Consider the following 1,671-nt stretch of genomic DNA (forward strand, 5'->3'; position numbering starts at 1 on the left):
GACGGCTACACCACGATCATTCGCGGCATTCCCGATCTTCTCGTCATCTATCTGTTCTATTTCGGCGGCAGCGCCGCCGTTACCGCCATCGGCAAATATTTCGGTGCGGAAGGTTTCGTCGGCTTTCCCGGCTTTCTGGCAGGCGTGCTGGCAATCGGCATTTCCTGCGGTGCGCATCATACCGAAGTGTTCCGCGGTGCATACCGGGCTGTCTTCAAAGGCGAGATCGAAGCGGCAACCGCCTGCGGCATGGGCCGGATGCTGAAATTCCGCCGCATCATCGCCCCGCTTGCGCTGCGCCACGCATTGCCGGGACTTGGCAATGTCTGGCAGGTTTCGCTGAAGGAATCCGCTTTGGTCTCGGTCGCCGGTGTGGTCGAGCTTCTGCGTCAGGCGCAGATCGGTGCGGGCTCGACTGGCCTGCCCTTCAACTTCTTCCTCATTGCGGGAGCGCTCTACCTGCTGATTTCGTCGGTTTCCGGCGGGCTTCTGCAACTGGCCGAGCGCCACTTCTCGCGCGGCGTCAGGAGGGCAAAATGAACCTTGAATTCTATTCCGATGCATTCTTTCAGATGCTGGGCGGCGTGCCGCTGACCCTGAAGCTTGCGGCATCCTCCATCGTATTCGGCGCTTTCCTTGCCCTGTTCCTGGCCCTGATGCGCCTGTCGGGCCTCACGGTGCTGGACTGGATTGCCCGCCTTTACGTCTTCGTGTTCCGTGGAACGCCGCTTCTGGTCCAGATATTCATCATCTATTACGGCCTCAGCCAGTTTCCGACCATCCGCTATTCCTTCCTGTGGCCCATCCTGCGCGAACCCTACTGGTGTGCGATCATCGCGCTGACCTTGAACAATGCGGCCTATGCCAGCGAGATCATCCGCGGCGGCCTGCTGTCGGTGCCGCATGGCCAGATCGAAGCGGCGAAAGCTTGCGGCATGTCGTCCTTCACCTGCTTCCGCCGCATCGTCATGCCGCTTGCCATCCGCCAGGCGCTGCCGGGGTATGGCAATGAGATGATCTCGATGATCAAGGCAACCTCGCTTGCATCGATCATCACGCTCATGGAAGTGACCGGCATCGCGGCAAAGCTGATCGCCGAGAGCTATCGGGCGATCGAAATCTTCGTGATCGCCGGTGCGATCTACCTTGCCATCAACTTCGTCCTGACCCGTGTGCTGATGTTTGCAGAATACAGGCTCACCCCTTATCTGCGCCAGCCCGTCGTCAAGCTCTCATCCGAAGGACAAACATCGTGAGCAAAATCGTCTCTCCCAATGCACCGGTGGCTCTGAAAGTCGAAAACCTGCGCAAGAGCTTTGGCGCCAATGAGGTACTGAAGGGCATTTCGCTTGAAGCGCGCGAAGGCGAGGTCATTTCGATCCTCGGTTCGTCCGGCTCCGGCAAGTCGACCTTCCTGCGCTGCATCAATCTTCTGGAAACCCCATCATCCGGCACGGTGACGATTTCGGGCGAAACCATCCGCATGGCGAAGAATGCGAAGGGCGAAGCCTATCCGACCGACAAGAAGCAGGTTTCGCGCATCCGGTCGGAACTGGGCATGGTGTTCCAGAGCTTCAATCTGTGGTCGCACAAGACCATTCTGGAAAACATCATCGAAGCGCCGATCTATGTGCAGGGGCGTCCGCGCGCGGAATGCGTGGCGGAAGCAGA

General features: G+C 59.1%; 3 protein-coding genes. All 3 read left to right on the forward strand.

Features of this window, described 5'->3' with window-relative positions:
* The coding region (locus ACS5UA_RS22775; RefSeq protein WP_443101884.1) for an ABC transporter permease at positions 1 to 540 on the forward strand (540 nt) is incomplete at its 5' end.
* Complete coding sequence (locus ACS5UA_RS22780; RefSeq protein WP_112702588.1) at positions 537 to 1,256, forward strand: ABC transporter permease; 720 nt, start codon at positions 537 to 539, stop codon at positions 1,254 to 1,256. The genes ACS5UA_RS22775 and ACS5UA_RS22780, both read left to right, overlap by 4 nt.
* The coding region (locus ACS5UA_RS22785) for an ATP-binding cassette domain-containing protein (protein ID WP_443101885.1) at positions 1,253 to 1,671 on the forward strand (419 nt) is incomplete at its 3' end. The genes ACS5UA_RS22780 and ACS5UA_RS22785, both read left to right, overlap by 4 nt.

It is taken from the genome of Brucella sp. RRSP16 (genome assembly GCF_052246815.1).
GTDB classification, from domain to species: Bacteria; Pseudomonadota; Alphaproteobacteria; order Rhizobiales; family Rhizobiaceae; genus Brucella; species Brucella intermedia.